General features: G+C 57.2%; 22 protein-coding genes. 17 read left to right on the forward strand and 5 right to left on the reverse strand.

Annotation, left to right across the window (positions count from 1 at the left end; all coding sequences use genetic code 11):
- Positions 1-188: 188 nt before the first annotated feature.
- The 7 genes from IIA05_02690 (at position 189) to IIA05_02720 (ending at position 6938) form a co-directional block, all read left to right on the forward strand.
- The gene (locus tag IIA05_02690; GenBank protein ID MCH9026008.1) at positions 189-1037 is read left to right on the forward strand and encodes a toxin-antitoxin system YwqK family antitoxin; all 849 of its coding nucleotides are present in this window, start codon (positions 189-191) and stop codon (positions 1035-1037) included.
- 39 nt (positions 1038-1076) lie between these two features.
- Complete coding sequence (locus tag IIA05_02695; protein MCH9026009.1) at positions 1077-1490, forward strand: toxin-antitoxin system YwqK family antitoxin; 414 nt, start codon at positions 1077-1079, stop codon at positions 1488-1490.
- Between the two features lie 166 nt (positions 1491-1656).
- Positions 1657-3117, forward strand: a complete 1461-nt coding sequence (locus IIA05_02700; protein MCH9026010.1) for a sodium/proline symporter — start codon at positions 1657-1659, stop codon at positions 3115-3117.
- 82 nt (positions 3118-3199) lie between these two features.
- The gene (locus IIA05_02705) at positions 3200-4729 is read left to right on the forward strand and encodes a 50S ribosome-binding GTPase (protein MCH9026011.1); all 1530 of its coding nucleotides are present in this window, start codon (positions 3200-3202) and stop codon (positions 4727-4729) included.
- Positions 4716-6008 (forward strand): DUF697 domain-containing protein, encoded by a 1293-nt coding sequence (locus IIA05_02710; GenBank protein ID MCH9026012.1) that lies wholly within the window; start codon positions 4716-4718, stop codon positions 6006-6008. Before IIA05_02705 ends, IIA05_02710 begins: the two co-directional genes overlap by 14 nt.
- Positions 6005-6364, forward strand: coding sequence for an MGMT family protein (locus IIA05_02715; GenBank protein ID MCH9026013.1), 360 nt, complete (start codon positions 6005-6007; stop codon positions 6362-6364). The genes IIA05_02710 and IIA05_02715 overlap by 4 nt, the downstream gene beginning before the upstream one ends.
- Positions 6365-6422: 58 nt before the next feature.
- On the forward strand, positions 6423-6938 hold the full coding sequence (locus tag IIA05_02720; GenBank protein ID MCH9026014.1) for an alpha/beta hydrolase: 516 nt from the start codon (positions 6423-6425) through the stop codon (positions 6936-6938).
- On the opposite strand, the gene IIA05_02725 is transcribed toward IIA05_02720, so the two are convergent.
- The gene (locus tag IIA05_02725) at positions 6927-7730 is read right to left on the reverse strand and encodes an SDR family oxidoreductase (protein MCH9026015.1); all 804 of its coding nucleotides are present in this window, start codon (positions 7728-7730) and stop codon (positions 6927-6929) included. The genes IIA05_02720 and IIA05_02725 overlap by 12 nt on opposite strands.
- A gap of 73 nt (positions 7731-7803) precedes the next feature.
- On the opposite strand from IIA05_02725, the gene IIA05_02730 reads away from it, so the two are divergent.
- The 7 genes from IIA05_02730 to IIA05_02760 all read left to right on the forward strand — a co-directional run bounded on the left by IIA05_02730 (position 7804) and on the right by IIA05_02760 (position 18613).
- Complete coding sequence (locus IIA05_02730) at positions 7804-8058, forward strand: hypothetical protein (GenBank protein MCH9026016.1); 255 nt, start codon at positions 7804-7806, stop codon at positions 8056-8058.
- 50 nt (positions 8059-8108) lie between these two features.
- A complete protein-coding gene (locus tag IIA05_02735) occupies positions 8109-8774 on the forward strand; it encodes a class I SAM-dependent methyltransferase (protein MCH9026017.1) in 666 nt (221 codons plus the stop codon).
- 12 nt (positions 8775-8786) lie between these two features.
- On the forward strand, positions 8787-11261 hold the full coding sequence (gene plsB / locus IIA05_02740) for a glycerol-3-phosphate 1-O-acyltransferase PlsB (GenBank protein MCH9026018.1): 2475 nt from the start codon (positions 8787-8789) through the stop codon (positions 11259-11261).
- A gap of 437 nt (positions 11262-11698) precedes the next feature.
- On the forward strand, positions 11699-13735 hold the full coding sequence (locus IIA05_02745) for a DUF1302 domain-containing protein (GenBank protein ID MCH9026019.1): 2037 nt from the start codon (positions 11699-11701) through the stop codon (positions 13733-13735).
- Positions 13736-13769: 34 nt separating this feature from the next.
- Entirely contained in the window at positions 13770-15149 is a 1380-nt protein-coding gene (locus IIA05_02750; GenBank protein ID MCH9026020.1) for a DUF1329 domain-containing protein, read from the forward strand.
- A gap of 46 nt (positions 15150-15195) precedes the next feature.
- Positions 15196-16245 (forward strand): hypothetical protein, encoded by a 1050-nt coding sequence (locus tag IIA05_02755; protein MCH9026021.1) that lies wholly within the window; start codon positions 15196-15198, stop codon positions 16243-16245.
- A gap of 85 nt (positions 16246-16330) precedes the next feature.
- Positions 16331-18613 carry an MMPL family transporter gene (locus tag IIA05_02760; GenBank protein ID MCH9026022.1) on the forward strand — a complete coding sequence of 761 codons (2283 nt, stop codon included), beginning with the start codon at positions 16331-16333 and terminating at the stop codon, positions 18611-18613.
- Positions 18614-18628: 15 nt separating this feature from the next.
- Here the strand turns inward: IIA05_02760 and IIA05_02765 are convergent, their stop codons facing one another.
- Both IIA05_02765 and cysQ read right to left on the reverse strand, forming a co-directional pair.
- Positions 18629-18844, reverse strand: a complete 216-nt coding sequence (locus IIA05_02765) for a DUF465 domain-containing protein (protein MCH9026023.1) — start codon at positions 18842-18844, stop codon at positions 18629-18631.
- Between the two features lie 69 nt (positions 18845-18913).
- Positions 18914-19717, reverse strand: coding sequence for a 3'(2'),5'-bisphosphate nucleotidase CysQ (cysQ, locus tag IIA05_02770; GenBank protein MCH9026024.1), 804 nt, complete (start codon positions 19715-19717; stop codon positions 18914-18916).
- Between the two features lie 89 nt (positions 19718-19806).
- Between cysQ and yrfG the strand changes: the two genes are divergently transcribed.
- Complete coding sequence (gene yrfG / locus IIA05_02775) at positions 19807-20463, forward strand: GMP/IMP nucleotidase (GenBank protein ID MCH9026025.1); 657 nt, start codon at positions 19807-19809, stop codon at positions 20461-20463.
- Here yrfG and IIA05_02780 read toward each other — a convergent pair.
- On the reverse strand, positions 20460-21737 hold the full coding sequence (locus IIA05_02780; protein MCH9026026.1) for a DEAD/DEAH box helicase: 1278 nt from the start codon (positions 21735-21737) through the stop codon (positions 20460-20462). The genes yrfG and IIA05_02780 overlap by 4 nt on opposite strands.
- A gap of 264 nt (positions 21738-22001) precedes the next feature.
- Between IIA05_02780 and trxA the strand changes: the two genes are divergently transcribed.
- Both trxA and rho read left to right on the forward strand, forming a co-directional pair.
- A complete protein-coding gene (trxA, locus tag IIA05_02785; GenBank protein ID MCH9026027.1) occupies positions 22002-22328 on the forward strand; it encodes a thioredoxin TrxA in 327 nt (108 codons plus the stop codon).
- A gap of 152 nt (positions 22329-22480) precedes the next feature.
- Positions 22481-23773, forward strand: coding sequence for a transcription termination factor Rho (gene rho / locus IIA05_02790; GenBank protein ID MCH9026028.1), 1293 nt, complete (start codon positions 22481-22483; stop codon positions 23771-23773).
- Between the two features lie 35 nt (positions 23774-23808).
- Here the strand turns inward: rho and purD are convergent, their stop codons facing one another.
- Positions 23809-25086, reverse strand: coding sequence for a phosphoribosylamine--glycine ligase (purD, locus tag IIA05_02795; GenBank protein MCH9026029.1), 1278 nt, complete (start codon positions 25084-25086; stop codon positions 23809-23811).
- Positions 25087-25114 lie beyond the last annotated feature (28 nt).

The following is a 25114-nucleotide window of genomic DNA, read 5'->3' on the forward strand; positions in this document are numbered from 1 at the left end:
CACAGCCTCGGCCACAAGCGGACACAACTGCTCATATTCTGTTCAGCAATTTGGAAACAGAATCTCTTAAGTGAAAACTGTATGAAGTTGACGTACTACTGCCGTACAGATTTCCTCCTTTCGTCGGATTTCATTGTCAATGACGAAAGTTTAAAGTGAAATGCGCTTTTGCTCAGGGGAGAAACATAATGAGAAAGCTTGCCATTTTGATCGCGTCGCTTCTGCCTGTTATTGCGTTCGCACAAAACGTCGGGAAAGAAGCGGAAGGCGTTGTCGACCACCAGGAATTGCGATCCGGGAGCGGCGGTGTTGTGTACTTGGCCGGGAGCGACGAACCCTACACTGGCTTGGTTCGAGACTTCTATCCAAACGGTCAGCGAGAATCAGAATCGAGCTACGTCGATGGCAAGCAGGACGGCATCGACACCGAGTGGTACGACGACGGACAGAAGAAGGCCAAAAGAACCTGGGCGCTCGGCCAAAGAGTGCATGAGATTCTATGGTGGGAAAACGGGCAGAAAAGGCACGAATCGAAATACGTCGACGGCAAACTCCATGGCGGTACATCATGGTTTGAAGATGGAAACAAGAGAAAAGAAGACGTCTGGGTCGGCGGGCAAAAGAAGTCACGGACCGAATGGCACGAGAATGGAAACAAGAAATCAGAAGAATTCTACGTTGCTGGCAAAAAAGATGGCCAGTTTACGGCGTGGTACGAGAACGGACAGATGCAGGCTCAGGTTCCATTCTCCGAAGGTGCTCCGCATGGCAACGTGACCACGTGGGATCCAGAGGGGCGCAAGAGACTTGTAGAGAACTACGTGCACGGCAAAAAGGATGGCGTGAGAATTGAATGGCACGAGAATGGACAGATGAGGACCGAAGAGTTGTATCGTGCCGGTCAAAGGAAAGTCCTAAAAAGATGGGATGTGCATGGAAAACTCCTCATGAGCTGGCCTGAAGAGAATGCGCAAGATGATACATCTGCAAACGACAACGCTGTGCGCATGGAACAACTGAAGAAACGCGGCGGATGATTCTACGAAAAAGGCTCTGACGCCCCATATTCGGGAGCCGTGAAGGACTACTATCCGAATGGAAACAAGAAAAGTTCGTTAACCCTGGTTGATGGAAAACCGGTGGGACGCCAGTTCATGTGGCACGCCAGCGGGACCATAGAAGGCGAAGCGGAGTTCGATACTGATGGTACTGGCTACGGGAAAGAGTGGTACGAAGACGGACAATTGAAAAGAGAATCGCAATTTCGCAACGGAAAGGCCCACGGGCGAGAGACAACCTGGCATCCGAACGGACAGAAGAAGTCCGAAGAGACCCACTTTAGAAACGGATGGCCGACAACCGGTACGGCTACGACATGGCACGAAAACGGGCAAATGAAGTATCAAGAGACGTGGGGTGGTGGATCGATGAGAGAAAAGAAGTGTTGGGACGAGGAAGGAACCGAAATAGATGGATCTTGCCGACGATAATCGAATTGGATGAACGGCCGCTTCGGGTTGCGACCGCAGTCGTATGCGGACGTCGCGCTGGCGTTCTCGACAGTGAATCGCATTTTCTGATTTAGTATATTACCGCCGAGCCACATTTTTTCGCATAGTTCGTTTCGGCAAACGGCATTCGCAAACTGGATTTCTTATGGATCGCAACCTGGCCGTGATTCTGACCCTGGTTTTGTACCAGGTGGTGATGCTGGCGATCGGATTCTGGGCGATTCGCCGTACACGCGATACCGAGGATTTCTTTCTCGGCGGACGCAAGCTGGGGCCGGTGGTTGCGGCGATCAGCGCATCGGCCAGTTCTTCGTCTGCCTGGACCTTGCTGGGGGTAAGCGGGGCGGCCTATCTTTGGGGTGTATCGGCGGTCTGGCTGTTCCCGGCGACCTTGATGGGTTTTTTGATCAACTGGGGCCTGGTCGCGCCGCGGCTCGAGAGGCTGGCCCGAGAAAGTGGCGTCCTGACCTTGTCGGAACTGGTTGCCGGCAATCCGCTGGATCCGGGATTCAAAAGAAACATCCGGCTGTGCAGCCTGATTATTCTCTTTTCCTTTTTGTTTTATGTGGCCGCCCAGTTCCAGGCCGCCGGCGATGCGTTTTCCAATACCTTCGGTTGGTCGGCAAGAATCAGCCTGTTGGTGGGGGCTGGAATCATTCTCACTTACACGCTGCTCGGTGGTTTCTGGGCAGTCAGCGTCACCGATACCTTGCAGGGCCTGATGATGGCTGGTAGTGCCGCGTTGATCCCGGTGGTTGCGGTAATCGCCGTGGGCGGGCCGGTCCAGGTATGGCATGGCCTGCAAGAGTTGGGGCCACCGCTGGCCAGCCTGGGCGGCAGTTATGGCTGGTTCCTCGGCTTGTTCTTCGTCCTTGGCACGCTGGGAATCGGCATGGGCTACCCGGGGCAGCCGCACGTGGTCAATCGTTTCATGGCGATGCGTTCGGCAAAGGAGATTCCGCAGGCACGCGCCATCGCAATCGGCTGGGCCTTGCTGGTTTACTCGGGCATGTTGGTTTTGGGCTGGTCCGGCAGGGTCTTGTTCGGCGGTCTGGACGCTCACGAACAGATCTTTTTCGAAGTGGCAAACCAGCTGCTCCCGCCGGTGCTGGCGGGCGTCATGATCGCCGCGGTGCTGTCGGCCATCATGTCTACCGCCGACAGTCAGCTGCTGGTGGCGTCGTCATCGGTAGCCTATGACTGGCAGCTGGCAGAGCGCGGGCGCAAATCGTCGATACTCTATGCCAGGCTGGTCGTTATTCTGCTTGCCATCCTGTCTGTCATGCTGGCGATGTTCGCGCCCGAGGCGATTTTTTCGCGGGTGCTGTTCGCCTTTCATGCGCTGGGTTCATCTTTTGGGCCGATCCTGCTGATCAGGATATTCAAGGGTCAGGTCGCCTCGAATGCCGTGTATCAGAGCCTGTTGGCAGGCGTTGGGCTGACAATATTGTTGAACTGGCTGCCCGATACGCCGGGCGACTTTGCCGAGCGGCTGTTGCCGTTCGGGGTCGCGTTCTTCCTGGCCTGGCGTGGCCTGCCGGCCGAGCAGGGGTCGTCGGGCGCCTTGGCATCCATGACTTTCCCCGAAGATCGCGATTACGACTGAGCTGCATCCTTGCAATCAGGGCTGGTCACAACGCTGTCTTTCCGTTTGAATAGTTCTGGAGTATCTGTACGAGTCTGAAATCATGAGCCTTGAGAAAAAGCTCCGTACCCTGATCGCCCTGGCGATGATCGTGCTGGCTGTGGTGGGCGTGGCCGCCGTTCTTTATTTGACCGGCATACTGCTGGACGTGTCAGCACATCTGGCGGCGGCGCCGGCCTTTCTCAGATACCTGTACTGGGGCGTCTTAGTGATGGGTGTGCTGGCAATAGCCTGGAGTATTTATCGCCTGCTCAGGCCCGGCCACAAAGCAGAAACCGGGCAGATTTCTTTGCCGGATCAGATGGACGCCGCCGGTATGGCTGCACGGCTCGATGATGCCGAGGCGATCGGTATCGATGTCACGGAGGCGCGACGGGAATTAGAGCGGCTTGCCCGGGGCAACGTGGCTGGAACCCTGGCTTTGGCGCTGGTCGGCAACGTCAGCGCGGGGAAAAGCAGCCTGATCAAGGCGCTGATACCCGGCGCGGATCCGGTGATCGATGTCAGTGGAGGCTCGACGCGTAGCGTCAATCGTTACCAGTGGCGGGCGGATTCGGGCGATGTGCTGGAACTGGTGGACCTGCCCGGGCTGAACGAGGTTGCGGGGACGCTTGAGCAAATTACGCTCGACGAGGCCTTGCGCAGTCACCTGATCGTCTTCGTCTGTGAAGGTGATCTGAGCCGTGACGAATACCAGGCGCTGGCGCAACTGCTGGCGCTGGAGAAACCATTGCTAGTAGCGATCAACAAAAAAGATCGCTTCAGCGAAGGTGAACTCGCCGGGATCCGTACACGCTTGCGTGAGCGTGTCGGTTTGGAGCATGTACCGGTGGTTGCGATCAGTGCGGGTGGTTCGGAGATTGTCATGCGCGTCGATGCTGACGGCGAGCAGCGGCAAACGCAAAGGACGCGGGCAACCGAAATCGATGAATTGCTGGGCGCGCTCGAGCGTTTGCTCGATGGATCGCCCGAGGCATTGCGGCAACTGCGTGACCGCGCAGTATTTTTCCTGGTCGAGAGCCGCTTGCAAAAAGCCAGGAGCGCACACCTCGATGAAGCAGGCGCCGATCTGGTCAAAACCTATACGCGGCGTGCGGTGATCGGAGCGCTGGCGGCGGTCAGCCCGGGCACCGATATCCTGATCCAGGGTTACCTGGGTGCCGGCATGGTCAAAGCCCTGTGCAAATTACATGGAGTTTCGGCCCGGCAACTGGATATCGACAACTTCCTGAACTTCAGTCAGCGCCATATCGGCCGCACCTTTCCGTTGATGCTGGCGGTTGCCGGCAACGGTCTGAAGGCCTTTCCCGGCGTCGGTACGCTGACCGGTGGCCTGGTACACGCAGTCGCCTATGGAATGATTTTCGATTCGCTGGGCCATAGCCTGCGGCAGACGCTGGAACAACGCAGCGAGTTTTTGCCAGGCATGGCCGCGGCAGGTTTTAAGGAGAAACTGGGTGAAAATCTGGAGTCGCGTAGCGGAGCACTTGCCAAGATGGCTGTCGAGACGATCCGGGAAGGACTTGTCGGCCAGCCAAACGGAGACCGCGAACGAGAAGATCGACCAGGGTGAGGATCATCTCGCCCTGGCTCGGGCCAGCCTGGAGGAATTGATCGCCGATCCGCGTTTAGCGGGCAGCGTGCGGACATCGCTGAACGCGGATTACCAGGAATTGGCAGCGATGATCGATAAGCTCGAACACGGCCACTTGCATATTGCTGCATTTGGACGGGTCAGCACCGGGAAGTCTTCGTTGTTAAATGCCTTGCTCGGCGAGCAGCGGTTTGCGGTAAGCGCCTTGCATGGTGAGACGCGATCGCGGTCAGTGGCTCAATGGCAACAGGAGGAAAGCCAGGGGGTGTTCCTGATTGATACGCCCGGTATCAACGAAGTAGAGGGCGAGGAACGGGAAAAGCTGGCGACCGAAGTCGCAGGTCGGGCCGATCTCGTTTTGTTCGTTACCGACGGTGACATGACGGACAGCGAATTGCAGGGTCTGCGCGAAATTGCGGCGATGGACAGGCCGATATTACTGGTGCTGAACAAGGCGGATCGCTACGGACCCGATGAACGCGTCCGTCTCAGGCAGTCACTCATCCGTCATGCCGCCGGTTTGATCGCGGAAGAGAATATCGTGCTGTGCTCGGCTGCACCGGCCCCGATGATGTTCCTGGTCTCCGGCGAGGATGGCGTGGAACGCGAAGAACGCCGCCCGCAGGAAGCGGATTTGAACGAACTGAAAGAGCGGCTATGGGAAATTCTGGAAGCTGAAGGCAAGACGCTGGCCGCGGTAAACGCCGGCCTGTTTGCCGCGCAACTGAGCGATCGGCTCGGGCAAAAAATCTTGCGGGTCAGGCGGCATCTGGCCGATCGGCTGATCAAGATCTATTGCATTGGCAAGGGCGTCGCGGTAGGGGTCAACCCGGTTCCGGTTGCGGATCTGCTGGCAGCCGCTTTCGTCGATTTTGGCATGGTGATTCACTTGTCGCGGTTGTATGGCTTGCCCCTTGGCAGCAGCGAGGCGGGCAAGCTGGTCAAGGTCATCATGGCTCAATTGGCCGCGTTGATGGGGACGGTCTGGGCGGTAAATTTTATATCCAGCGCGCTCAAAGTTGGCACCGCGGGTTTGTCCACGCTGGTAACCGCCGGAGCGCAGGGCGCGGTGGCTTATTACAGTACCTACGTGGTTGGCCGGGTCGCTGAGGAATACCTGGCGCAAGGCTGTTCCTGGGGTAGCGGTGGCCCGAAACAGGTCGTGCAGCAAATACTCGAAAGCCTGGATCGTGAGTCCATTATGGCCCAGGGCCGGGAGCAGGTATTGGCTCGCCTGAAACGAGTGCAACGAGCTTGAGTGCAGCCGGTAAAAAAAGAGTTCAGCGGATTCGCGATGTTGTCGCGCGCATACCGCTTGGGAAAGTCGCCAGTTATGGCATGGTTGCGGATTTGGCCGGCTATCCGCGGCATGCGCGCTTTGTGGGCAGGGCGCTCGGCGAGTCATCCGATGGGCGAAGTGTGCCCTGGCACCGGGTGATCAATGCGCAGGGACGAATAGCGTTTCCACGGGACAGCGAATGTTTTGCCGAGCAGAGTCAGCGGCTGTCGAGAGAGGGTGTGACCGTGGTGGCGGGCAGCGTCGATATGACCGAGTTTAGCTGGCAACCCAGTCTGGACGAGATGCTTTGGGGGCCGGATCCGGTCGCTTTCTGAGGTAGGCGCCTCGCCGCGTCCGTGCTATTTTGACGCCCGCGTTCTGGAAAGGAAAGCAATGAAAATCTGGTTTTCACATGGCCAGGATGGGTCGCCGACCGGCGACAAGATCCAGATGCTGGCGAAGATCGCCGCCGACCGGGGCTGGCAATACGATTCCATCGATTATCGCGGGATGGAAGATCCCCGGGATCGAGTCGATAAGCTGCTGGTTGAATTACGCCAGGCTGGTGGGCCGGTTACCCTGGTCGGTTCCAGCCTGGGCGGCCATGTTGCGGCAACCGCCAGCATGGATGTCGAATGCCTGGGGTTGTTCTTATTGGCGCCCGCTTTTTATTACCCGGGTTACGAGGAACATACACCGGTGCCCGATGCCAGGCATATCGAGATCATCCATGGCTGGAACGACGACGTCATACCGGTCGATAACAGTGTGCGCTGGGCACGCGAGCATGCGGCGGTGCTGCACATCGTCAACGGCGGTCACCGGTTCGAAGAGAACATGCAGGAACTGACGATGCTGTTTACCGCCTTCTTGCAGAAAATCGAAGGGCTGGCCGGTTCAACGCCGTAGGCGAATCGCCCGATCGGCGATTCTGTCGATCAACCCGGGTGCGATCAGCTTCAGCCAGCGACCCATTTTTCCGCGCGCCGAAGTAATCAGCAAGCGCTGTCGTTTCCGCATCGCGCCGGCGATCAGGGCGGCACAATCCTCGGTGCTCATGATGCGTGCCTCCTGCATGGGTGTTTCACCCATGATTTCGCCGTCACCTTTGATGGCGCGGCGGTGAATCTGGCTGACCACGAAATCAGGTGCGATGATGCTGACGCCAACGCCGGTGCCGCGAAGTTCGATGCGCAACGATTCGAAAAACCCGACCATCGCATGTTTGCTCGCCGCGTATCCCGTTCGGCTGGGGACGCCGGTCAGCCCGGCCAGGCTGGCGACGGCGACGATAAGGCCCCGACTCTCGAGCAGGTGAGGCAAGGCAAAATGCGTGCAATAAACGGCGCCCAGGTAATTGATGTCCATGAGTTCCCGGAAAACCAGCAGATCGCTGACTTCGCTGAATTCTGCCCACATCGTCGCACCGGCGTTGTTGACCAGGATATCGATCCGGCCGAATCGGTCGATGCTGTTTTTAACCAGCGATTCACAGTCTGCTTTGCCGGTGACGTCGCATCTGCACACCAGCGTAGTTGCCCCGGCGGCCGCACATTCCCTGGCCAGGCTTTCGAGTCGCTCACGATTTCTCGCCGCGAGGACCAGCCGCGGACCCTGCGGAGCCAGTTCCAGTGCAAGAGCCCGCCCGATACCTTCGGATGCACCGGTTATAATAATGGTCTTGTTATTAAAATCCGGCATGGATGGTGGGACGGGTTTGAATTGGGAGCACAAAGATTAGCACGATAAGTGAAAGTGAAACGCGGAGGATGAAATGATCAGAAAAATTAGTTTGGTTTTGAGCCTGGCTGTCCCGATGATGGCTTGCGGGAGTGCGGAAAAAGACGCTGCCGAGGACAATAACGAAGAAGCTGCGACGGCCGAGGAAATCTTTAGCGAGAAAACCGTGTTTGACCCGATGGTCGATGCGATAGAAAAGGCCGAGGCTGTCCAGGAGACTGTCGACAAACAAAAGGAGCAATGGGACAAAATACTCGAAGAGGCAGAAAATGGCGATGGCGAAACCTGATCGCTTTGCTGGGGACATCGATTCTCAGAGTCGTTGTTGAGGCTTGCTGAATGCAAAGAATCCCCGAACCGGAGTTAATGAACGAGCCTGAACAGGCACGCGCCTACGCCGAAGCGGATTTCGACGAGGCTAATACCTTGTTCGTCGATCTGTTTACCAGCCGGTTTCCGGATTTTCATCGCGGTCGCCTGCTCGACCTGGGTTGCGGCCCGGCAGACATCAGTTTGCGTCTGGCGGCGGCATTGCCCGGGTTGCTTGTCGATGGAGTCGATGGCGCCGGAGAAATGTTGAAATTTGGCCGTGAACGGCTGGCGCTGGACCCGGCGCTGGCGTCCAGGGTCACGCTGATCGAGGGCATTATCCCGGGAGTTGAATTGCCGGCCAGCCAGTATGGGGCGCTGATCAGTAACAGCCTTTTGCACCATCTGCACCAACCCGATGTGCTTTGGCAAATGGTTTGCGGGCTTGCGGCACCGGGTGCGATTGTGATGATCATGGATTTGTTCAGGCCGCCAGACTGCGATCGTGCGGCGTCGCTCGTTCAATGTTACGCGCACGATGCGCCACCGATCCTGCAGGAGGATTTTTATAACTCGTTGCTGGCCGCCTTTACGCCAAACGAAGTCATGGAACAGTTGGCCCGGAATGATCTCGAATCATTGCAGGTCGAAACGGTTTCCGATCGACACCTGCTGATCAGCGGGCGGCTCGGCTAAAGGATTCGGGCGATGAGCCTGTCCGCAGTCAGTCGGTTTTTTCTTTACCTGAGGAGGAAAATTCAGCGTCTTATCCTGCGTTGTAAGGTTGTGCCCGACGATCTGGCCGAGCTTCAACTGCGCACGGATATTCCGGTTTGTTATGTGCTCGAATACAGCGGTCGCGGAAACCGGATGGCGTTGGACGAGGCTTGCCGGCGGCACGGGCTACCCGATGCTGAAAATGGTCTGGAATTGACGGATGTAACAGAACGCCGGGCGATTTTTTATCTGAAGCATTACCACGGTTGGTACCGGCGCAGGAGTCTGCATATTTCGGACCGTCTACGGCGGCTGGTCGAGGCGGCGTCGAAAAACCCGGATATGGAAATACAGATTGTACCCGCGGCAATTTTCTGGGGACGCGCGCCGGAACAGCGCTCGGGCCTGAAGCTGCTGTTCAGCGAGCAGTGGAAAGAAGGCGGGCGCTGGCGGCGCCTGATGCAGGTCCTGTTGCAAGGCAGGGAAACGATGGTCCATTTTTCCGCCCCGTTGTCGCTGCGCGACATTGTGGACGAGGGACTGGGTCCAAAAAAAGCAGAAAGAAAAATTGCAAGAATTTTGCGCGTGCATTTTCGTCGCCAGCGAGCTGCGACCATCGGGCCCGATCTTTCTCATCGCAGGAACCTGCTCAAAAGCATACTGCGCACCAGCGAAGTGCAGGCGGCGATTCAGAAAGAGGTTTCGTCAAACCAGATGTCGGAGAAGCGGGCCAGGGCCAAGGCTCGCTCCTATCTGAAAGAAATTTCCGCGGATTATTCCTATCCGGTGGTCAGGTTTCTGGCCATCGTTCTGAGCAAGGTCTGGAACCGTCTGTATGATGGCGTAGATCTTGCCAATGTCGATAATCTAAGGCAGATCGCGCCAAACTACGAACTGGTTTATGTCCCCTGTCACCGCAGCCATATTGACTATTTGCTGCTTTCCTATGTGATTTACAACCAGGGTCTGATGGTTCCCCATGTCGCTGCCGGCAAGAATCTCGATCTGCCGATAATCGGATCGATTCTGCGTAGCGGGGGCGCTTTTTTTCTTCGCCGCAGCTTCAAAGGCAAGCGGCTTTACTCTGTGGTATTCGAATCTTATCTGTCCGCGATTATAGCGCGTGGTTATTCGATCGAGTATTTTGTCGAGGGCGGGCGCAGCCGTACCGGGCGCCTGCTAAAAGCGAAGCCTGGCATGCTCGCGATGACGGTGCGCAGTTTTTTGAAGGACAGCACGCGGCCGATCGCTTTTGTACCTGTTTATTTTGGCTACGAAAAGCTGATCGAGGGCCAGGCTTTTATTCGTGAACTGCGCGGCGGGACAAAAAGCAAGGAAAGTTTTTTTGGTTTCCTGCGATATTTGCCGTCACTGCGCAACAGCTTTGGCAAGGTAGCCGTTAACTTCGGTCAGCCTTTGATTTTGCACGAGTTGCTGGATGAAATGCGCGAGGACTGGCGGAGCGATGAGGGCAGTCCGCAGTGGTTACCGCAGTTGGTCTCCGAGTTGGGTGACCGGATCATGCTGCGGATCAACGAAGCGGCCTCGGTTAGTCCCGCGGCGTTGCTGAGCATGGTTCTGCTAAGCACGCCACGGCAGGCCATGCTGGAAAGCGATCTCAGGGAGCAACTGGAGATGCTGGTTCAGTTGTTGTCGGCCGCGCCATACTCGCCGTGGATGTCGGTCACTCAAAAAACCGCGGACGAAATAATTGCCCATGGCGAAGCACTCGCTATCGTAAGCCGCGAAGAAAGAGAGCTCGGTGCGGTAGTCCGCATGAGAAACCGCAACGCGGTACTGATGACTTACGTCCGTAATAGCATCCAGCACCTGTTTATCCTGCCATCGCTGGTCGCCGCCTGTTTTACCAATCGCCCGCAACTTAGCGAGGCGGAGTTGGTAAGGCTTTGCGGGCTGGTTTATCCGTATCTCCAGGAGGAGCTGTTTTTACGCTGGCGGGTAGACGAACTCGCAGTAGAGGTTCCGAAAGTATTGCGAACCATGCGTGACCTTGGCCTGGTCAGAGAGGACGATGCGCGTGGCGTTTTTCGCCGCCCGGATACGGGCGCCCCACAGGCGGCGCAAATCAACTTCCTGGCGCGGACATCGTCACAAGCGCTGGAACGATTTTATATGGCGATCGCCGTGCTTCTCAGCCGCGGGAGCGGGCAGATAAACGCGGTGGAACTGGAGGAGGCGAGTCGCCGGGTCGCCCAGCATATGGCGTTGTTATATGAACTGGATTCACCCGATTATTTCGATCGCTCGTTGTTCAGGAGTTTCGTCTCCAGGATGCTGGCGAAAAAATTTCTGCGCGAAAATTCAGATGGCATGCTGGTTTTCGATGAGGCGCTTGAGAAGGTTGATCAGGACGCGCGCCTGGTACTCGGCGAACAGGTCAGGCTGAGCATCATGCAACTGGCGAGCCGATTACCCGACAAACAGCAGTCAAATGCCGCTAAATGATCATGCTGCAGTGCAGCGCGCAGCCCGCGCCGAATGCACTGCCGATCTTGCGCTTGTAATGGCAACGATCCACACAGGGCGCGCAGGCCGGGTCATCTGTCCCATCTGGCTGCATGGCGGACCAGGGACCGGGATTCATCAAAATCGGGGAAAATCATAAACCTAACGACGATGATGCCGGCCTGGCCAGGCGACCGGGCGATCTCGCCTTGCAATTCTGTGCCTACCGACGCGAAAAACCCCAAAGGACGGGAGCCCGGGCTTTAGCTGACTTGCCGCCGAAGGCATAAACAGGCAGGATTCGTCTTGAAAAACACAGGCTTGCAAGGGGAAACCGCGCTGGATTTTCATCTGAAGGCGCTTTGCCGTTGCAAAAATCGACGAGCGAAAATAACAGCCTGATAACAATCATGCGAGCACATCATCCGGGGAAGCAAATGAAAACCATACCCACAGACCGGCGCCGTCAGTCGGCACCGTTACCAGGCGCGATTCTCTCTGTTTTGTGCCTGTCAGTATTGCTTGTGCCAGCGGCCTGGCCGGTTGAATTTGGCGATTCAACCGATGGCTTGTACGGCAGCTGGGATACCACCATTTCCTATGGACAAACCTGGCGGGTGCAAAGCCCGGATTTGGAACTGATTGGCCTGGCAAATGGCGGTACGGCGCTGTCATTGAATCACGATGACGGTACGCTGAACTACGACACCGGGACGATCAGCCGAGTATTCAAACTCACCACCGAGATTGAAGCAAACTACAAGAATTTCGGATTTTTTGTCCGTGGTTTTGCTTTTTATGATGAGTGGAACGAAGAACAAGACAGGCTGCGCACGCCTTTGGGCTTACAGGGAAATGACCTGGTCAGCAGCGATTTCAGAGTCCTTGACCTGTATCTGTCGGCCAAGTTTGATCTCGGTTCGATGCCAGGCGAACTGCGGGTCGGCAGCCAGGTGCTGAACTGGGGCGAGAGTACCTTTTTCCCGGGCGGCATTAATGTTATCAGCCACTTCGATGTCTCGCGTCTGCGTACGCCCGGTGCGGAGCTCCGTGAAGCCTTGATCCCTCAGGATCTCGCGTGGTTATCGCTGGGCACATCGGAAAACACGAGTCTCGAGCTGTTCTACCAGTTCGAGTGGGACGATACGAAACCGGACCCGGTTGGATCCGCGTTCAGCACCAATGACTTTGCGGTCGGCGATGGCCAACAGGTGATGCTGGGATTCGGCATCTGGAGCGACCTGGGTACGGATTTCTCGCAGTTCAATGGCGGCACTATCGATAACTTCAACTTTGTCAGCCGCTTGCCCGATCGCAACGCGAAAGACAGCGGCCAGTTTGGCGCTCGCTTTACCTGGTACCTGGACGGCTTGTTCGATGGCACCGAGTTCGGCCTTTATTACATCAACTATCACAGTCGCCTGCCCTATGTGAACGGTGTTACCGGATCACAGGTGGGACTGGGCAACGGTATCGGTGCCGGAACGGCTGTGGGCGGGGCTGCGCAGGCGATCGCGTCCGGGCTGCCATTGAATACAGCGATCGCGGTTGGCACCCAGGCTGGGCTCAGCGCTTCCGCTGCAGCGGGCGGCAATCTTGATGCTGCGTCCGCGCTCCAGGCCGCGACCATCGGTGCGAATGCCGCTTTGCAGGGTGTCGATGCGTTGGCGCTGGCCAATGCCTTTGGTACTCACTATTACGCAGAAACGGCAGGCTACTTCGTCAATTTCCCCGAAGATATCGAGGTGTTCGGGGTGAGTTTCAATACCCAGATATTCGGTATTGCGGTGCAGGGCGAGGTGGCTTATCGCGACAAGCATCCGCTGCTGGTTGACGACGTGGAGCTTCTGTTTGCGGCCCTGTCCCCGCTGAACGCGGCACTGGGTGCGTTCGGCCAACTGGGACCATTCGGCGTTAACCAGGAAATTATTGGTGGCCGTGAGTTCAAGACCACTCAGTTTGATTTGACGCTGACCAAGGTTTTCGGCCCGACGCTGGGGGCCTCGCAGGCCGTACTGTTGTGGGAGGGCGGCTTGTTCAGGGTTAGCGATATGCCGGACCAGGGCAGTGGCGGACCCAACGGGCTTGGCTTGCGTCTGAATGGTCCGGGTACCGATATAAGCGGAAACGCATTGCTGTCATCGGCGCATTTTGGGCTGGTCGAAACGCCCGATCATTTCGCATCGGCCTCGTCCTGGGGTTACCGTTTGGTCGGACGGCTGGATTATGACAGCCTGATCGGACCGTGGAATGTTGCGCCGCGCTTTGCGTGGGCGGACGACGTAAACGGTGTGTCACCGGGACCGGGCGGGCTGTTTGTCGAGGGCCGCCAGGCGTTCACGTTCGGCGTCTCGGCGACCTATCAAAACACCTGGGTGATTGACCTGTCTTATACAGAGTTCAAGGGCGCAGGCCAGTACAACCTGATCAATGACCGTGACTTTATCTCTTTTAGCGTCAAAACCTCGTTCTGAGTCGCTGAACCTGGCAATCGGAGTCAAAAAAATGATGAAAAAACTACTAATTGGCGCAGGTACAGCCGCTGTTTTGAGCCTGGCCGCCGCCAGCATCCATGCCGAAGCGACAGCGGAACAGGTGGCCTCGCTGGGTGGAGACACCTATACGCCCTTTGGCGCGATCAGAGCCGGTAATGCCGACGGCTCGATCCCGGAATGGACCGGTGGCCTGGCATCGGCGGCAGAAGCCGGGTTCCCGGAATTCAAAACCGGCGGGCATCACCCCGATCCTTATGCGAACGACGAAGTGCTCTACACGATCAACGCACAAAACATGGGCCAGTACGCGGATCAGATGACCGAAGGCCAGAAAGCGATGATGCGGACCTACCCGGATACTTTTTTCCTGAATGTGTATCCGACCCGAAGGAGTGCGGCCTTTCCGCAGCGTATTTACGACGCGACCAAACTGACCGCGGCAAGCGCGCAACTGATTCCGAGTGGCAACGGCGTGACCGGCTCGGTTATCGGCATACCGTTTCCGTTCCCGAACAACGGGCTTGAGGCGATCTGGAATCATGTGCTGCGTTATCGCGCGGAAAAGGCGTACCGGACGATCGGGCAGGCGGCGGTAACCTCCGGCGGTAAATACACCATGGTCAAGTTTGCCGACCAGTACATCGCCAATTACAGCCTCGTCGGCATGACTGAAGAGAAGCTGGATAACGTGGTTATTTACTTCATGCAGAAAATCAGTTCGCCGCCGCGGCTGGCCGGGCAGGTTTTGTTGGTGCACGAAACCATGGATCAGGATCGTGAGCCTCGGCGCGCGTGGTTGTACAACCCGGGGCAACGTCGGGTCAGGCGGGCGCCGAATGTGGCGTTCGACAGCCCGCGTACGGCATCTGACGGTCTTTCGACCAGTGACCAATTCGATATGTACAACGGCAGTCCCGAACGTTACGACTGGACGCTGGTTGGCAAGAAAGAAATGCTGGTTCCGTATAATTCCTACAAGATCCACAGCAAGGATCTGAAATACACGGATGTTCTTCATGCCGGTCACGTCAACCCGGAACATGCCCGCTACGAGAAGCACCGCGTGTGGGTAGTCGATGCTGTCGTCAAATCTGGCTCGCGGCATATTTACAAACGGCGCACTTTCTATATAGACGAAGATTCCTGGCAGGTTATGGCGGTGGACTGCTATGACAACCGCGACCAGATCTGGCGGGTCCAGGAAGGGCATTCGATCAATTACTACGATCAACCGTCGTTCTGGACGACCCTGGAACTCACGATCGATTTGCAATCCAAGCGCTACCTGGCGATTGGATTGAACAATGAGGAGCCGAATACCTATATTTTCGGTGCGGACCTCAAGCAAAGCGATTTCTCCATCAGCGCATTGCGCCGGGCAGGTACCCGCTAGCGGCTTTTTCGGGGCAGCTTCGGCTGCCCCTGTCCGCTCGCCGCGCATGAAATCAATACTGTTCACGTTTACGACCGCGGTTGGCGCCTGCCTTTGTGCGTTTGCTGTTGCGCTTGCCCAGGATGAGCCGGCTTTTGGCGACCGCTGGTCCGCGCCGGCCAGGCTGGCCAGCCAGGATTTACTGCTTGCCATCGATGGCGTCTCCGGGGGGCTGGTTGTTGCCGGGGCGCGTGGCCATATATTGTTTAGCGGCGACCAGGGCGTATCCTGGAGGCAATCCAGCGTTCCGACACGTGCCACGCTGACCGGTGTTGATTTTGTGACGCTCGATATCGGCTGGGCTGTCGGCCATGACTCCATCATTTTGCATACCGACGACGGCGGTGAAACCTGGGCTATACAAAATCACGATCCCGCTGCCGAAACACCCTTTCTCGATGTTTGGTTTGCCGATGAGCAGAACGGGATTGCCATTGGGGCATATGGCCTGATGCTGGAAACAAGCGATGCCGGGACAACCTGGGAACAGGTGGCGTTTGAGCCCGTCACGCCAGCCGCGGTGACCGATGAAGCAGAAGCAGAGGACGCCTGGTGGGAATCGGAGATGGGTGGGGATTATCACCTGAACGACATCATGGAGACCCGTGACCGGCGGCTGTTTATCGCTGCCGAAGCCGGCAACATCTACCGCTCTGATGACCTGGGCGCAAGCTGGTTGACGGTTTCGCCCGATTACCAGGGTTCCTTTTTTGGAGTTTTTGAAGTCGAGGCCGGACGAGTTATCGCGGTTGGGCTGCGCGGCAACCTGTATTACACCGACGATCTTGGAGCGAGTTGGGTGCACGTCAGGCTGCCGACGATTGCCACACTGAACAGTGGCATTCGCCTCGTCGATGGAACCATCCTGGTGACCGGTCTGGGTGGCGCTGCACTGGTGAGTCGGGACAACGGGGACAGTTTTGAGCTGCATACCCAGCAAAATCGCAAGGGTATTCAGACCGCATTACAGCTCGATGACGGCAGCGTAATGGTGGTCGGCGAGGCCGGTGTCGATACGCTGGTGCTTGGCGCCGAGGGAAGTGCGAACAGTGACTGAAACGGGACCCATCGCTGCCATAGAAAACTTTATTTTCAGGCGCCGCCAGTGGGTCGTCGCATTCTTCGTCATAACCACTGTCTTCATGCTTTTCTCGGCGGTGACCAAACTGGCCATCGATGCCGGGTTCGACAAGATGGTGCCGATGAAGCACGACTACATGCGTACCTACTCCGAGCACCGGCAGGAATTTGGCGGCGCCAATCGTGTCCTGATCGCGCTGGTGGCGGACGGCGATGATATTTTTAGCCCCAGGTTTTTTGAAGCGCTGCGGGTAGCGACCGACGAGGTCTTTTTTATCGCGGGCGTGGATCGGGCGGCCGTGCAATCGGTGTGGACGCCCAACGTACGCTATACTGAGGTCGTTGAAGATGGCGTTCGGGGTGGTCCGGTCATTCCATCCGATTATACGCCCGACGCCATTGGCCTGGCCAAGGTCCGGGAGAATATCCTCAAGGCGGGCATCGTCGGCCGACTGGTTGCCAACGACTTCTCGGCGGCGATAATCAGCGCACAATTGCTGGAAAGCAACCCCGAAACCGGGGAGAAACTAGACCTGGTCAGGGTCTCGCATGACCTGGATGAAATGGTCAGGGCCAGGATTCTCGATGACCCGGCATTTGAGGGCATCGAGGTCAACATCATCGGTTTTGCCAAGGTGGTTGGCGACATAGCGGATGGCACCGGTCGAGTCCTGTTGTTTTTCCTGGTCGCGGCGCTGATTACGGCGGTACTGGTTTATCTCTATTGCCAGTCATTGAAAATCACCCTGATCCCGCTGTTATGCTCCCTGATTGCCGTGGCCTGGCAACTGGGTTCGCTGACCTTGCTGGGGTATGGCATCGACCCGATGGGCATCCTGGTGCCGTTCCTGGTTTTTGCCATCGGGGTCAGCCATGGCGTGCAGATGATCAGTTCGGTCGGCTCCGAGTTGTTCAAGGGCGCCAACTGCCGCGAAGCCGCCCGGATCAGTTTCCGCCGCCTGCTGGTACCCGGCGGAATTGCCCTGGCCAGCGATACGATCGGGTTCATCACCATTCTTTTGATCCCGGTCAGGGTTATCCAGGAAATGGCGATTACCGCGAGCCTGGGTGTGGCCGCGATTATCCTGACCAACCTGGTTTTGCTGCCGGTCCTGATTTCCTACTTGAATCTCGGCGACGATTACCGCGATCGTCTGCGGAGGCGTTCCGAAAACCTCAAGGGATTTTGGATCCGGCTTGCCCGCATTACCGACCGGAAGCCGGCCGCGATCATGCTGGCAATTGCGGGCGTTCTGTTGGTGTTTGGCTATTGGAAAGCAGCGGAAGTCAAAATCGGTGATCTGCACAAGGGCGTGCCGGAATTGCGCGCGGAATCGACCTATAACATGGACAGCGCATCGATCACCGATAGATTTTCAATCGGGGTCGACATCATCACGATCATTGTGGAAACGCCGTCACAGGGCTGCGTCCAGTATGAAGTCATGAACGCAATCGATGAATTCGCCTGGCATATGCGCAATGTCGAAGGCGTGCAGGGTGTCGTCGCGCTGCCGATGATTTCCAAGATCATCAATACCGGCTGGAACGAAGGCAACCTGAAGTGGCGCGTGTTGTCGCGGAACGAGGCGATCCTGGTTCAGTCGGTCGCCTATGTCGAGACCAGTACCGGGCTGTTGAATCGTAACTGCGACGTGATGCCGGTGATGATGTTTACCACCGATCACAAGGCCGAAACGATTGAAAATATTGTCGCTGAGTTCAAAGCCTATGTTGCCGCCAATCCGACCGACGGGGTCAGCATTCGCCTGGCCAGCGAAGACGACGATGTGAAGTTTCGCCTGGCGACCGGCAATGTGGGCGTGATGGCGGCGACCAACGAGGAAGTCTCCGATGCCCAGTTCCCGATACTGGTGGGCGTGTTCACAGCAATCATCCTGTTGTGCTGGGTCACCTTCCGGTCCCTGCGCGCCGTGCTTTGCATTGTCCTTCCCCTGGGCCTGGTTTCCCTGCTGGCTTACGCGCTGATGGCCTTTTTGGAAATAGGGCTAAAAGTCAATACTTTGCCAGTCGTCGCGCTGGGCGTTGGCGTGGGCGTGGACTATGGAATTTATATTTTCAGCCGCATGCAGGAGTTCCTCAAACGAGGAGAAACATTGCACGCGGCGTATCTGAATACACTGACGGTAACCGGTAACGGCGTCGTTTTTACCGCGGTTACCCTGGGTATAGGCGTTGCGACCTGGATATTTTCCCCGTTGAAGTTCCAGGCGGATATGGGAATTTTGCTGACCTTCATGTTCCTGGTGAACATGCTGGGCGCTATTTTTCTGTTGCCGGCGCTGGCAGCCTGGTTGTTTCCGGAAAACAGCCGGGAAAGCTGATATCGCAGATTTTCCTCAGGCGTTCAGATCAGGGATCATTTCACTTTGCAGGCGCTCGATCGCATCCTTGATCAGCAGCTTTCTTTTTTTTAGCCGCTTTAACATCAATTGATCGACAAATGGATCCTGCGACAGCCTGACGATAACTTCATCGAGATCGCGGTGTTCCATACGCAGTAGCTTCAGCTTGCGCAATTTACCGAATGCCTCGGTGTTGATTTTATCGTCCATGGTCGAAAATCGATTGCATGATCAAAGCTTAGACAACTTGCTTGTACGATGCCATGCGGGCAGGCTGAATCATGTCGGCAGCCGTGGCCAATCTACCGTCCTGTCGCCAAAAACCAGGAAGAACGGGTTTAGCAGACTGGCCTTTTGGTTGTATCGAATAACCTCACCGTCGATATTGGTCATTTGTCCGCCTGCAATTTCGACTACCGCCTGGGCCGCTGCCGTGTCCCACTCCGATGTGGGGCCAAGGCGGGGGTAGATATCTGCGCTGCCATCGGCAACCAGACAGATTTTCAGGGAACTGCCCATGGCAACGAGCTCGTAATCTCCGAGGCGCTCGAGGAATGCGTCCAGGCTGGCGCCGCGGTGAGACTTCGAGCCAACCACCCGGACAGGATGCTGGCATTTCGTGCTTGCATGGATGCTTACCGGCTCCTCTCCCGCATCCTGGCGCCAGGCGCCTGATTCCCGGCAGGCATAGTAGTCGCGACCGCTCACCGGCACGTGGACCACGCCGAGCACCGGCCGGTGCTCGTCGATCAGCGCGATATTCACGGTGAATTCGCCGTTGCGTTTCACGAACTCGCGGGTCCCATCCAATGGATCGACCAGCCAGTAGCGCGACCATCCGGACCGGGTCTCAAAACCGATCTCCGCGGATTCCTCGGACAGGATCGGCCAGCCGGGCGTCAGTTTTTCCAGCCCGGCCAGGATGGTGTCGTGGGCGGCCAGGTCGGCAGCCGTCAGCGGCGAGGCGTCCGCCTTGGTCTGCACTGCAAAATCGGTCTCATAGACGGCCAGAATTTGCTCGCCAGCCTGGCGGGCGATGTCGACGATCCCGGGCAACAAAGATCCGATTTCTTTCTCGTTCATCGATTTCTCGGAGACTCGATTGAATGGTGCACAAGGGTATACCATCCATCATCCATGGAATACCTGCGATGACAAGCAGCAATGCCTGCATGCCGAACTGGCAACAGACCGATACCGTGCTGCTCGATATGGACGGCACGGTGCTGGATTTGCGTTTTGACACCGTGTTCTGGCGGGAGACCGTGCCGCGGCGTTATGCGGAACTCAACGGCATCGGTTTTGCACAAGCTCTCGGGAAGCTTGAGCCAAAGTACGCGGAGGTACAGGGGACGCTGGACTGGTATTGCCTGGATTTCTGGAGCGCCGAACTTGGCATCAACCTTGAGCGGCTCAAGGCAGAGGTAGAACAGCATATCGAGTATCTGCCCGGGGCGCTGGATTTTTTATGCTGGCTGGGACGAACCGGCAAGCGCGTTGTCCTGGTGACCAATGCCCATCAGGACAGTCTCAATCTGAAGATCAAACGCACGGGTCTGGACCGGCATTTCGACGCGTTGTTCACTGCGCATGAATTTGGTTTGCCCAAGGAATATCCGGAGTTCTGGGGGCGTTTCGCCAGGCAGGAACAATTTGATCCGGCCAGGACCCTTTTTGTAGACGACAGCTTGCCGGTGCTGCGTGCGGCGAGGGAATTCGGGATCAAGCAGCTTTTTGCGATCAGCCGGCCGGACTCTGGCGCGCCAGGCCAGGACACGGCCGAATTTCCTGCCATCGCTGACTTGTCGGGCCTGCTCCAGTCTGGCTAGCGCCCGCGTGGCCTGCTCCTGCCCCTGAAGGCAGGCTTGCCCGATCGTTGGCTTTTTCTGTGCTTTTCCGGTTTTCGCGGGCGCGGCGGCGGCCGTTTCAATTCGGGAAGCAAGTCAGGCGTTATCTTGCCTACCGGGATCCGGTGTTCGATGTATTCCTCGATGTCCGGCAGGTACACGACAGAGTCCTCGCAACCAAAACTGATCGCGTCTCCGCTGGCGCCGGCTCGAGCCGTCCGGCCGATGCGATGTACATAGTCTTCTGCGTCCTGCGGGAGATCGTAATTGAAGACATGACTGACATCGGGTATGTGCAGGCCGCGCGAGGCCACATCGGTAGCAATCAGGACCGGCAGTTTCCCGCTGGTGAAATCACGTATCAAGGCCTGGCGTTTTCGTTGCGGCACATCGCCGGTAATGGCGCGCGCATCGAAACCGTTGTGGACCAGCCATGCTTGTAAATGTTCCGCACCTCTTTTCGTGTTGAGGAACACCATGGTCCGGGTGGCGTTCATCTGTTGCAGCAAGCCGACCAGCAAGGATATTTTTTCGTGGTTGGACGGGAAGTAAATAAGCTGGCGAACCCGGTCGACGGTGATCCGGTCGGCCTCGATCTTGATGAGTTCCGGGTCGTTCATATGCTCGTATGCCAGCTCGAGTACACGTTGCGACAAGGTGGCTGAGAACAGCATATTCAATCTCGCCACAGGCGGTGGCAGACGTCTGAGCAAATAACGAATATCCCGGATGAAACCGAGATCGAACATCCGGTCGGCTTCGTCGAGCACGACGACCTCAACCGAATCCAGGCTGAAAATCCGCTGCTTGAAATAATCGATGAAACGGCCCGGCGTGCCGATCAGCACATCCACGCCCCGTTGCAACATCTGGCGTTGCTTGTCGTAGTCCGTGCCGCCGTAGACCAGTCCGATCTTCAGCCCGGTATGGGCTCCAAGCATCTCCGCGTCTTTGGCAATCTGGATGGCCAGTTCACGGGTTGGCGCGAGTATCATCGCCCGCGGATCGTTGAGCCGCCTTTGTGCGCCAGCCGGCCGCGTCAACAGCCGTTGAAACAGCGCCAGCAGGAAAGCGGCCGTTTTGCCGGTGCCGGTTTGCGCCTGGCCCGCCACATCGTTGCCGGCCAGCGCTCGAGGCAGGGTTTTTGCCTGAATCGGCGTGCAGTATTCGAATCCGGCGTCTGCCAGCCCCTGATTCAGCTCTGGAGCAAGGTTGAAACTGTCGAATTCGACATCTGTAAGCGGGTTATCGGGCATTTAGGGTACTTTCTTGTTGAATTTTCGGTCTCAGCACTTGCAACCGGCGAATGACCGGTACAAAATGTACTCTATTACGCAGCGGCTTGCAGTGAGCCCGCCGAATCCTTCACCAGCAGTCGATTCCCAGTAGCCGAATTCAAAAGCCGCGTATTTCAGAACATATTGCCTGATTAATTGTCCGGCGTCATTTTTCCGATTTTTTCTTTAACCGGCGTTGCCGGTAAAAAACCATAAGACCTGATACCCAGAAGGAAGCCTAAGTTGAGTGAGCAAGTAATCCATACGAGTGACGATAGTTTTGAAGCCGATGTCATTAAATCAGAGGTGCCGGTGCTGCTGGATTTCTGGGCCGAATGGTGCGCCCCGTGCAAAATGATTGCGCCGATCCTCACCGAGATAGCCGAGGAATATAAGGGACGCCTGAAAATTGCCAAACTCAATATCGACGAAAACCCGTCGATTCCCCCCAAATTCGGGATTCGTGGAATCCCAACGCTGATCCTGTTCAAAAACGGGACGGTCGAAGGACAAAAAGTCGGGGCGCTTTCCAAGTCCCAGTTAACCGCATTTCTGGAAACCAACTTGTGAGGGGCTACTTGGGCAATCAACCACGCGGCGGACGCAGCACGAACAAGTCCGGTAACCGAGCCAAAGGCGGTAACAACGGCAAGGGCGGGAAAGGTCGTTCGCGGCGTCCTCGCGAGATTGACGATGGCACCCGGGCAGAAGAGCTGGAAATAATTCCGGCAGAAGAGCTCGATGCGAAAAAATCGTCGTTAAACCTGACCGAACTCAAACACCGTCCGGTCACCGAGTTGGCGGAACTTGCGGAGGAAAATGGGCTGGAGGACCTGGCCCGTGCCCGCAAGCAGGATATTATTTTCACCATCTTAAAGGCCCATTCGCAAAAGGGCGAGGACATCTATGGCGATGGCGTGCTGGAGATCCTCCAGGACGGTTTTGGTTTTCTTCGTTCTGCCGATAGTTCCTACCTGGCCGGCCCCGATGATATCTATGTGTCGCCGAGCCAGATTCGCCGCTTCAGTTTGCGCACCGGCGATACCGTATCCGGGCTGATCAGGCCGCCGCGAGACGGCGAGCGGTATTTTGCCTTGCTCAAGATCGGCGAGATCAATTTTGAAGCGCCGGAAAACGCCCGCCACAAGGTAGCGTTTGGCAACCTGACGCCGTTGTTTCCAACGGAACGCCTGGAACTCGAAATCGGCAACGGCAGTACCGAAGACCTGACCGCTAGAATCATCGACTTGATGTCGCCGATCGGCAAGGGTCAGCGTGGCCTGATCGTTTCTCCGCCGAAGGCGGGCAAGACGATGTTGCTGCAGAACATCGCGACCTCGATCACTGCGAAACACCCCGAAGTTATCCTGATTGTCCTGCTGATCGACGAACGTCCCGAAGAAGTCACGGAGATGGTACGCAGCGTTCGCGGCGAAGTGGTTTCCAGTACTTTCGACGAGCCGGCCAGCCGCCATGTCCAGGTTGCTGACATGGTGATTGAAAAAGCCAGGCGCCTGGTCGAGCACAAGAAAGACGTCGTGATCCTGCTCGATTCGATCACCCGCCTGGCGCGTGCTTATAACACCGTCGTGCCATCGTCGGGCAAAGTACTGACCGGTGGCGTGGATGCCAATGCCCTGCACAAGCCAAAACGGTTCTTTGGCGCAGCACGCAACATCGAAGAGGGCGGCAGCCTGACGATCATCGCCACGGCTCTGGTGGAGACCGGTTCGCGGATGGACGATGTGATATACGAAGAGTTCAAGGGCACCGGCAACATGGAAATTCACATGGACCGGAGAATCGCGGAAAAACGGATTTTTCCTGCGCTCAACATCAACAAGTCCGGAACCCGGCGCGAGGAGTTGCTCACCAAGCCCGACGAACTGCAGAAAATCTGGATTCTGCGCAAGCTGCTGCACTCGATGGACGAGGTGGCGGCCATCGAATTCCTGCTCGGCAAGATGAAGGACACCAAGACCAACGCGCAATTCTTTGACGCGATGAAGCGCTGACGCCGCTACCTGATCGACCGATCACCCAGCAAAGCTTAGCGCGCGAGCGCGCGGTGGCCGATATCGCGGCGATAAAAAGCGTCTTTCCAGTGTATTTTTTCGGTTAACGCGTAGGCGCATTGTTGTGCTTCGGCGATGGTATCGGCCAAAGCCACGACACAGAGTACGCGGCCGCCGGCGGTAACGATCTCGCCACCTTCTAATTTGGTGCCTGCGTGAAACACCTTGCCATGGTCGGCATTGGCCCGATCGAGTCCTGCTATGGGATTGCCGCCGGCATAACTGCCTGGGTATCCACCCGCTGCCATCACCACGCCCAGTGACACGCGCTGGTCCCAGTTGGCCTCGACCTGGTCGAGTCGCCCATCCAGTGCGGCATCGCACAGCATGACCAGGTCGGAGCGCAGCCGCGCCAAGACCGGTTGCGCCTCCGGGTCGCCGAAACGGCAATTGAATTCCACGACGCTGGGAGCGCCGGTATCGTCAATCATGAGCCCGGCATACAGGAAGCCGGTGTAGGGATTTCCATCAGCCGCCATGCCGGAGACTGTGGGTTCGATGATCTCTCGCATGACCCGACCGTGTACTTGCGGGGTAACGACAGGCGCCGGGGAGTACGCTCCCATGCCGCCGGTGTTCGGGCCGACATCGCCGTCGTCGCGGGTTTTATGGTCCTGTGAGGTGGCCAGCGGCAGGATATTTTTGCCATCGCAAATTACGATAAAACTGGCTTCCTCACCTGGCAGAAATTCTTCCATGATGACCCGGCCGCCGGCCTCGCCAAAGCGCTTCTGTTCCAGCATGTCCCGTAGTGCGGTCTCGGCCTCGGATTCAGTGTTGGCGACCACGACCCCTTTCCCCGCCGCCAGGCCATCGGCCTTGATAACGATCGGCGTGCCGGCCTCTTTTAGCCATGCCAGTGCCGGGTCGAGCTGCTCGAAAGTTCGATGTCTTGCCGTCGGGATACCGTGACGGGCCATGAAGTCCTTGCTGAACGCCTTTGAGCCTTCCAGCCGCGCTGCGGCCTTGCAGGGGCCGAAACAACGCAGGCCCTCGGCGGCAAAACGATCGCAGATGCCGTTGACCAGCGGGGTTTCCGGTCCGACGATGGTCAGTCCGATCTTCTCCTGTCTGGCCAGGTCCAGCAAGCCCTCGATATCGTCTGCAGAAACAGGAACGTTTCGCATACCGGGCTCGCCGCCAGTCCCGGCATTGCCCGGCGCGACCAGGACTTCATCGACCAGCGGCGACTGGCTCGCTTTCCAGGCCAGCGCATGCTCGCGCCCGCCGCTACCCACAATCAGCACTTTCATTGCATCGCCCTCGCTTCGCTACCGGCAG

This window comes from Pseudomonadota bacterium (genome assembly GCA_022572885.1).
Taxonomy (GTDB): Bacteria; Pseudomonadota; Gammaproteobacteria; order Steroidobacterales; family MnTg04; genus MnTg04.

Coding starts and splice junctions, on each gene's coding strand:
- IIA05_02690 (MCH9026008.1), top strand. CDS start 189: ATGAGAAAGCTTGCCATTTTGATCGCGTCGCTTCTGCCTGTTATTGCG.
- IIA05_02700 (MCH9026010.1), top strand. CDS start 1,657: ATGGATCGCAACCTGGCCGTGATTCTGACCCTGGTTTTGTACCAGGTG.
- IIA05_02705 (MCH9026011.1), top strand. CDS start 3,200: ATGAGCCTTGAGAAAAAGCTCCGTACCCTGATCGCCCTGGCGATGATC.
- IIA05_02720 (MCH9026014.1), top strand. CDS start 6,423: ATGAAAATCTGGTTTTCACATGGCCAGGATGGGTCGCCGACCGGCGAC.
- IIA05_02725 (MCH9026015.1), bottom strand. CDS start 7,730: ATGCCGGATTTTAATAACAAGACCATTATTATAACCGGTGCATCCGAA.
- IIA05_02730 (MCH9026016.1), top strand. CDS start 7,804: ATGATCAGAAAAATTAGTTTGGTTTTGAGCCTGGCTGTCCCGATGATG.
- IIA05_02735 (MCH9026017.1), top strand. CDS start 8,109: ATGCAAAGAATCCCCGAACCGGAGTTAATGAACGAGCCTGAACAGGCA.
- plsB (MCH9026018.1), top strand. CDS start 8,787: ATGAGCCTGTCCGCAGTCAGTCGGTTTTTTCTTTACCTGAGGAGGAAA.
- IIA05_02745 (MCH9026019.1), top strand. CDS start 11,699: ATGAAAACCATACCCACAGACCGGCGCCGTCAGTCGGCACCGTTACCA.
- IIA05_02750 (MCH9026020.1), top strand. CDS start 13,770: ATGAAAAAACTACTAATTGGCGCAGGTACAGCCGCTGTTTTGAGCCTG.
- IIA05_02755 (MCH9026021.1), top strand. CDS start 15,196: ATGAAATCAATACTGTTCACGTTTACGACCGCGGTTGGCGCCTGCCTT.
- IIA05_02760 (MCH9026022.1), top strand. CDS start 16,331: ATGCTTTTCTCGGCGGTGACCAAACTGGCCATCGATGCCGGGTTCGAC.
- IIA05_02765 (MCH9026023.1), bottom strand. CDS start 18,844: ATGGACGATAAAATCAACACCGAGGCATTCGGTAAATTGCGCAAGCTG.
- cysQ (MCH9026024.1), bottom strand. CDS start 19,717: ATGAACGAGAAAGAAATCGGATCTTTGTTGCCCGGGATCGTCGACATC.
- yrfG (MCH9026025.1), top strand. CDS start 19,807: ATGCCGAACTGGCAACAGACCGATACCGTGCTGCTCGATATGGACGGC.
- IIA05_02780 (MCH9026026.1), bottom strand. CDS start 21,737: ATGCCCGATAACCCGCTTACAGATGTCGAATTCGACAGTTTCAACCTT.
- purD (MCH9026029.1), bottom strand. CDS start 25,086: ATGAAAGTGCTGATTGTGGGTAGCGGCGGGCGCGAGCATGCGCTGGCC.